This is a genomic window from Candidatus Woesearchaeota archaeon (genome assembly GCA_026394965.1).
In the GTDB taxonomy this organism is placed as follows: Archaea; Nanobdellota; Nanobdellia; order Woesearchaeales; family 0-14-0-80-44-23; genus JAPLZQ01.
In genome coordinates this window covers 1-6,167 of the sequence record JAPLZQ010000088.1, presented here as the reverse complement: position 1 = coordinate 6,167, position 6,167 = coordinate 1, and the positions used below count along the sequence as shown (strand labels likewise).

The window sequence follows — 6,167 nt, the reverse complement described above, 5'->3', positions numbered from 1 at the left end:
AGAATGTCATTCAGCACTTCCGGTTTTTCTGAGAACGCTTTTATCATTTTTGCTTTGGTGTCGAAGCCGAGCGCTTTTAACACGATGAATATGTTCAGGTTTTTAGGCGACGCCGGGAACGAAATATATGTGAGCCCGTCGTCTTTTCTTTCGAGCTCTATTTTAGCGCGGAATCCGCCTTTGACTGAGAAAATTCTTCCGACAACCAAGTGCTTTCCGCCTTTGGTTTCTTTTGACACTATCATCCTGTTCGGCGCCAAATCTTCGACGGACACGAGAACGCGCTCGCTGCCGTTGATTATGAAGTAGCCGCCCTGGTCGTCAGGGTCCTCGCCGTGCTCGATAAGCTCCTCCCTGTTGAGCTTGCTTAAGTGGCACTGCTTGGACTTGAGCATTATCGGGATGTTTCCGATGTATGCTGTGAACTCCTCCCTCTGAACGCCGTCTATATGGACGCTCATGTTGAGCTTCATGGCAGCAGCATAGGTTATCTTCCTGAGCCTTGCCTCAACCGGGAAAACCGGCCTTGAGCTTCCATCTGCCTCGACAAGCATCGGGTTCTCAACACTTATCTTGTTGAGCCTTATCTTGTATTCATCGACATTGTGGGGGATTATTGTCGGCTCAGCCCGTTTTCTATGAAATTGTTGAACGACTCAATGTCTGACTTCACAAATGACTCAGACTCGAAATATTTTTTGCAAAGGATTCTTCCAGCTTCATTCAAATTTTACCACCCTGTAGAAAATTGATTCGCCCGCAGTCGGGCTCTTCCTTAAAATCTTGATAACATCGCTGTCTTTCACATCCAGGTGCGCAATTGCCGCATCGGACTTAAGAATCTTAGGCAGCTCATTTTCAGTGATGTTGTATTTCTTCAGGATTTCCTGTTTTTCGCTCTCAGAAAGCTTTATGTGCTCAGGCACAAGGTTGTGTTCTATCTTTTTTGCCATTTTTCTCCCCAAATTCCCCCCTCTTTTATTCGCATGAACGCCATGGGCCGGAGGGGATTCGAACCCCCGACAACCTGATTAAAAGTCAGGTGCGCTACCAGGCTGCGCCACCGGCCCAAACGCCCTGGCCGGGATTCGAACCCGGGTCGGAGCCGTGACAGGGCTCCATGATAGGCCGCTACACTACCAGAGCATTGTTTTTTTATGGTGATAATGGTGATATGCGACTGATTTTCCGGTGAGTGAGAAAGTAAATGGGTTAGGCTGCATTATGATTATCTCTGTTAAAGGGAGAGTCCGCCTGGGATTTAATAGCTTAATTTTATTAAATAGTTTGGCACTCCTTTTTAAATCTTTTGGTTTTTTGTATTGGAAACCTGCTCCAGAAAAATCAGGGGTCTTATCGCAAAAGAGGGGATCTTTTCAAAAGAAAGTTTTATTAATAAATAAAAAAAGGCATTATTGATGAATGCCCAGGAAAAAATCAATGCTGTTTCCACGCTCGCGAGGCTTATTGGCGATTATTATGTGAGCATTTATAATCTTTCTGAGCTGCTTAAGACGCTGTCCTTCCTCTTCAAAGAGGATGAACCTGCAAAGAAATATGCGAATGAAATAGCAAGAAATGAGAACATGATTTCAGGAACCGGAGTGAATTCGCGTGCACTTATCCTTCTTGAAAAAAATTCCAGCGCAAAGCTTGAAAAGATTAATGAGCTTATCAGGATGATTTCCATTCTTGGGAAATCCACTTCACCTCTTGAGAATATCCGCGCTGATGCAGGAAACCCGATAGATGCGTATTTAAAGATATATTCATCAATGAACGGGATTACAAACAAGTATTCTGGATATAAAGCGCACAGGGAAAACCTGAAAAAGGCGCTCTATGAGGCAGTTTCTGTTTTAAATTCTGAAAAGGATTATTTTCGGGAATTGACAAGAAGCGTTCCCAAAAAAGACATTCCATATTATAACTCCAAGCAAAGAAGATTCATACAGCTCTTCTCAATATTCCTCAGCAAGAGAAAAAACATTCTTGCAGTTATGGATGAAATTGACCGCAGTCTTGATGAGATAAGAAGAGACAGGAGCTTTATTGATGCGATAAGGGAGTTCAGGAAAAATTTCTCATTCAATGTGAATCCCGGTGCAATAAATCCCGCTCTATCCGGAAACATTGCTGTAAAAGTCAGGATGGGGCTTTACCATGGAGAGGGCATAAATGCAAAATTCATTGAGAGCCTTTATGCCAATTACATAATGCCCGGCGAGCAGAGATTCGGCTCAATGAAAGCATTTTGCATGGAGATTGAAAAGACAATAGTGAATGTGATAAATCTCATCGTAAGGGACTGCGCACAGCTTTTTATCCGGGTTTACGGGAGAAGGATGAATATTGAAATATTCCTGGATGTAAATGAAAATCAGAGTGGGTATGCATCTGTGCTTTACCAAGATGAAACCTTACGAAGCATGAGAATAAGCATAAACTCAAATTATCTCTGCTCTGTTGTTGAGCATAACAGGTTCGGAAGCCTTGAAGCAACTCTTGTGCACGAGATAAACCACCTCCTTGACAAGAATCTTTCCCATTCATCAAGTGTTATTTATCGGATAAGGGATGAGGGCATTGCAATGTTTTCAGAATACGCATATTCCAGAAAGGAGGAAATTCCCCACTTTTTGCAGAATAATTATGACCATGAGCTTATGCTTAAGCTTATGGAACGCCCGATAAACAGCGCCCAATTCATTGAAAGGATTGAACAAGTGCGCGGGAGTGCGCCTTACAAGATTGGCTTTTTCATGTGCCTTGTGTGCTATTTCGCACTTCTCAGGAGAAGATTCGGGCTTAAGCCGAACATAAGAAATCTTTCTGAGGTTGTTCTAACATCTGAGGCAGATGAAGCCCGCGAATATGCCAAGATTGTTCTGAACCAGATGAGAAATGTAAGAGTTCCTGACTTTGGAATGCTTTACATGAAATACTCGCAGGAGATAGGAGTTCCTCTCATCTTCACCCCTGAATTCATAAGAATGAATTTTGTGTGAGAATAATTTCTTTAATTATTTTTTTCTTTAGAAAAATGAAAATCCCCTTCCCCGGACTTGAACCAGGAACCTTCCGGTATCGGCTGTCCCATTTTCATCCATCCTCGCGATGCGAGTAAGTCCATGGGAATCTACAGCCGGACGCTCTAGCCATTGAGCTAGAAGGGGTTTTTCCTTAAAAACTCAGGAGAAATGCGCGGTTTATAAAGTTTTCTTTATTTCCTTTTTTTGGCTATTGCCATCCCTAATATTCCCAAGCCGAGCCCAATTAAAATTCCTCCAACCAGCTGGTTTAATATAAAGCCAAACCCCATTCCGACAAAAAGTCCGGCAGGCACAAAGAGTGCGTTTATGTCTTCATGTGATTGTTTAATTTGTTTCATAATCATTCCGTGAATTAAAAAGTATATAAAACTTTTTATTTAAAACTTTTTATTGAATTCCAAGAAAGAAATGATTTAACAAAATCATAAAAAAATAAAAAAATGTTTATTCCTCTATTTTCTCTCCTGTTTCAAGGGTTATTCTGTTGGAGCGCACAATTGCCTCCTTTTTCTTGAAGACATATCTCACAACAGCAGGAGGCAGGGTGAAATAGCCTATTATGGTGAGCTTTGAGCCTATCTTGTAGCTTATCAGCCTCTCTTCATACCTGTCCAACGGCCCTATGTTCCACTTGACAATTGTGCCCCTGAAGTCATGCTTTGTGATGCTGTCCGGCTTAAGAGTTCCTGCCTCAAGGTTCTTGTCAACATCGGCAATGTCCGGTATTGTTTCTGCAACCTTGACATCCATGACGCTCTTTCCTGTCCTGTTCTTTATCAGGAGCTGAACCTTAAGCCCATAGATTCCTCCGTCCTTCTGCCTTGTAATGCTCGCCTTCTTTATGATGATAAGCGGGCTCCTTATATTGTAATACACGAAAACAGAAGAGCCTATGAGGACAAGCAGGATGAAAAGCCCGAGATATGACTCAACTATCACAATAGTTGCTTTTGCCTGGGGCTCAATATCAATGCTCCAGCCGAGGTATTTCACCTCGTCAATCCTGATCCACTTTGCCCTTGGGTTTGTGCGCAGGAAGAGATTCCTGAAAAAGCCCACATGCTTCTTTGCAAGGTATGTGCCTTTTGAGTTCCCCTCATTGGATACTGTGATTGTTGTCTTCTTTCCTAGGAAAAGATTTTGGACTTTCTCGCTTTCCTTCATTGAAGAATAAGGAATTATCTCAAATTTCTTGCTTTCAATTGACTTTATCAGTTTCCCTGATTCAGTCAAAAGGTTGATTGTAAGAGAATCCTCAACTGGCTTTTCTTGAGAGTTAAGCTCAATAAGAATCTCATAAGGCAATTTCTCAAGAATCCCCAGGTCAACTGACTCCTCTTTCTGGATTAATCCGAGAGCATCAGAAATTTGTATCTTCAGCCCGCTATAAGCTACGGGCATCCTGTTCTCAAGCAGGATTGCAACTTTCAAGGGCTCTCTCGGGTCAACTTTCAATGGCACATCTGCTCCGAGAACAATGCTCGCCGCATACTGCTTTCCCTCTGGAACTGCTGTAACATAAACAGAAAGAATTATGCTGTGCTCAATCCCACTTGAGACAGATTTTACTGTGACAACCATTTCATACTTTCCGTAGCTCATCTCCTCGATGGGCATATTGCAAGCTCAAAGGAAGCTGCCTCAAACAGGTTTGCCTTGTTATTTATGGCTTTTGACACTATCATAAAATCCTGCGCGCTTGCAAAGAGCGGGGACAAAGCCAGAAGCAAAACCAAAACTGCGAAAAATTTCTTGCGCATATTACCACCTTGTTTTTTTATAAAAATAAGACTAATCCAGCCTGAAAAATAATAAAGCGGCTACAGCCGCCTCATTCTTTCAATAATTAAAAAAAGTGGATTTACTGGTATAAATATTTTTCTATATTAATATAGAGTTTATTACTAAAAAGGTTTAAAAAGTCTATTTAAGTGAACGGGGAGGGAAGGGGGAATGAAATGTTTTCGGATGCTGATTCAAGATTTTCAAGAGAAGGGGATTTTCCGTTTCTTTTTTCAGCGCATGAAACAATATAAGCAACAATCTTCTGAACAATCTTTTCAGGTGTTGATGCCCCTGAGCTTATCCCGAGAGAATTGATTTTCCAAAACCAGGGCATTTTCATTATTTTTTTAATTTCCTTTTCATCGCCAACCAAAAAAACATGGCTGCAGCAGCCCTTTGCTGTCTCAAAAAGGCGCATTGAGTTTGAGCTTTTCTTTGAACCTACAATAATCACTGCATCGCACTTTTTTGAGAGAGCTTTTACTGCATTCTGCCTGTTCTCTGTTGCGCAGCATATCCCCGAGGACGGAACTTCAAGATTGGGAAATCTCTTTTTCAGGAAAGAGAGTATCTTGTCCCTTTCCTCAACTGAGAATGTTGTCTGGACAAGGCATGCGATATTCTTCTTATGAAGGACAATTTTTTCTGCATCAGAAATATTTTCTATTACTGCCATAGGAGCTTCGCCCTTTAATCCTTCTGCCTCAGCATGCTCGCTATAGCCAATCAGGATTATTGAGAAACCCTTCCTGCTGTATTCCCTGGCATCTGAATGCAGCCTTGAGACAAACGGGCATGTCGCATCTATAACTGATAAGCCGCGGGCAAATGCATCATCTCTTATTTTTGGGGAAACACCGTGGGCGCTTAAGATTATCACACTACCTTTAGGAACATCTGAAAGTGAATTGACAAACCTTGCGCCGTTTTCAGAAAGTATCTTTATCACATGCTCATTATGAACAATTTCATTGAGAACATAAACCTGCTTTTTAAATTTCAGGATTGCATTTTCAACAGAACTTATTGCACGCTCAACCCCGGCGCAGTATCCCCTCGGACTTGCAAGAATTATTCTTTTCAGCATTTTTTGAATAATATTTAGATATTTCGTGGAACTTGCGAAGCAATGTCCCACTTGACTGCTTTTACTGAATTTTTTCGCAAATTCTTTTTCAGTTATTTCGTGGGACTTCACGCCCCACTTGACTGCTTTTACTGAATTTTTTCGCAAATTTGTTTTCAGGTATTTCGTGGGACTTGCGAAGCAATGTCCCACTTGACTAGTTTCGATTAAACCTTTATTCTCAAAGGTTTATGGGGCTGCCG

At 41.6% G+C, this 6,167-nt stretch carries 7 protein-coding genes and 2 tRNA genes; 1 reads left to right on the top strand and 8 read right to left on the bottom strand.

Features of this window, described 5'->3' with window-relative positions; all coding sequences use genetic code 11:
- From NTV63_03830 to NTV63_03815, 4 genes are all read right to left on the bottom strand, one after another.
- The coding region (locus NTV63_03830; protein ID MCX6710051.1) for a DNA-directed RNA polymerase subunit B at positions 1 to 554 on the bottom strand (554 nt) is incomplete at its 3' end.
- A 165-nt stretch (positions 555 to 719) separates the two neighbouring features.
- Positions 720 to 953 (bottom strand): DNA-directed RNA polymerase subunit H, encoded by a 234-nt coding sequence (locus tag NTV63_03825; GenBank protein ID MCX6710050.1) that lies wholly within the window; start codon positions 951 to 953, stop codon positions 720 to 722.
- A gap of 43 nt (positions 954 to 996) precedes the next feature.
- Positions 997 to 1,070: transfer RNA gene (locus NTV63_03820), tRNA-Lys, on the bottom strand.
- 3 nt (positions 1,071 to 1,073) lie between these two features.
- A tRNA-Asp gene (locus tag NTV63_03815) sits at positions 1,074 to 1,146 on the bottom strand.
- Between the two features lie 272 nt (positions 1,147 to 1,418).
- Between NTV63_03815 and NTV63_03810 the strand changes: the two genes are divergently transcribed.
- The gene (locus NTV63_03810) at positions 1,419 to 3,008 is read left to right on the top strand and encodes a hypothetical protein (protein MCX6710049.1); all 1,590 of its coding nucleotides are present in this window, start codon (positions 1,419 to 1,421) and stop codon (positions 3,006 to 3,008) included.
- A 215-nt stretch (positions 3,009 to 3,223) separates the two neighbouring features.
- Here NTV63_03810 and NTV63_03805 read toward each other — a convergent pair whose 3' ends face one another.
- The 4 genes from NTV63_03805 to ispH form a co-directional block, all read right to left on the bottom strand.
- Positions 3,224 to 3,391 carry a hypothetical protein gene (locus NTV63_03805; GenBank protein ID MCX6710048.1) on the bottom strand — a complete coding sequence of 56 codons (168 nt, stop codon included), beginning with the start codon at positions 3,389 to 3,391 and terminating at the stop codon, positions 3,224 to 3,226.
- Positions 3,392 to 3,497: 106 nt separating this feature from the next.
- Positions 3,498 to 4,670 carry a hypothetical protein gene (locus NTV63_03800; protein ID MCX6710047.1) on the bottom strand — a complete coding sequence of 391 codons (1,173 nt, stop codon included), beginning with the start codon at positions 4,668 to 4,670 and terminating at the stop codon, positions 3,498 to 3,500.
- Complete coding sequence (locus tag NTV63_03795) at positions 4,652 to 4,813, bottom strand: hypothetical protein (protein MCX6710046.1); 162 nt, start codon at positions 4,811 to 4,813, stop codon at positions 4,652 to 4,654. The genes NTV63_03800 and NTV63_03795 overlap by 19 nt, the downstream gene beginning before the upstream one ends.
- A 167-nt stretch (positions 4,814 to 4,980) precedes the next feature.
- Positions 4,981 to 5,925: a 4-hydroxy-3-methylbut-2-enyl diphosphate reductase gene (gene ispH, locus NTV63_03790; GenBank protein ID MCX6710045.1), complete on the bottom strand. Its 945-nt coding sequence runs from the start codon at positions 5,923 to 5,925 to the stop codon at positions 4,981 to 4,983.
- Positions 5,926 to 6,167: the final 242 nt, after the last annotated feature.

Coding starts and splice junctions, on each gene's coding strand:
- ispH (MCX6710045.1), bottom strand. CDS start 5,925: ATGCTGAAAAGAATAATTCTTGCAAGTCCGAGGGGATACTGCGCCGGG.
- NTV63_03810 (MCX6710049.1), top strand. CDS start 1,419: ATGAATGCCCAGGAAAAAATCAATGCTGTTTCCACGCTCGCGAGGCTT.
- NTV63_03825 (MCX6710050.1), bottom strand. CDS start 953: ATGGCAAAAAAGATAGAACACAACCTTGTGCCTGAGCACATAAAGCTT.
- NTV63_03800 (MCX6710047.1), bottom strand. CDS start 4,670: ATGCCCATCGAGGAGATGAGCTACGGAAAGTATGAAATGGTTGTCACA.
- NTV63_03795 (MCX6710046.1), bottom strand. CDS start 4,813: ATGCGCAAGAAATTTTTCGCAGTTTTGGTTTTGCTTCTGGCTTTGTCC.
- NTV63_03805 (MCX6710048.1), bottom strand. CDS start 3,391: ATGAAACAAATTAAACAATCACATGAAGACATAAACGCACTCTTTGTG.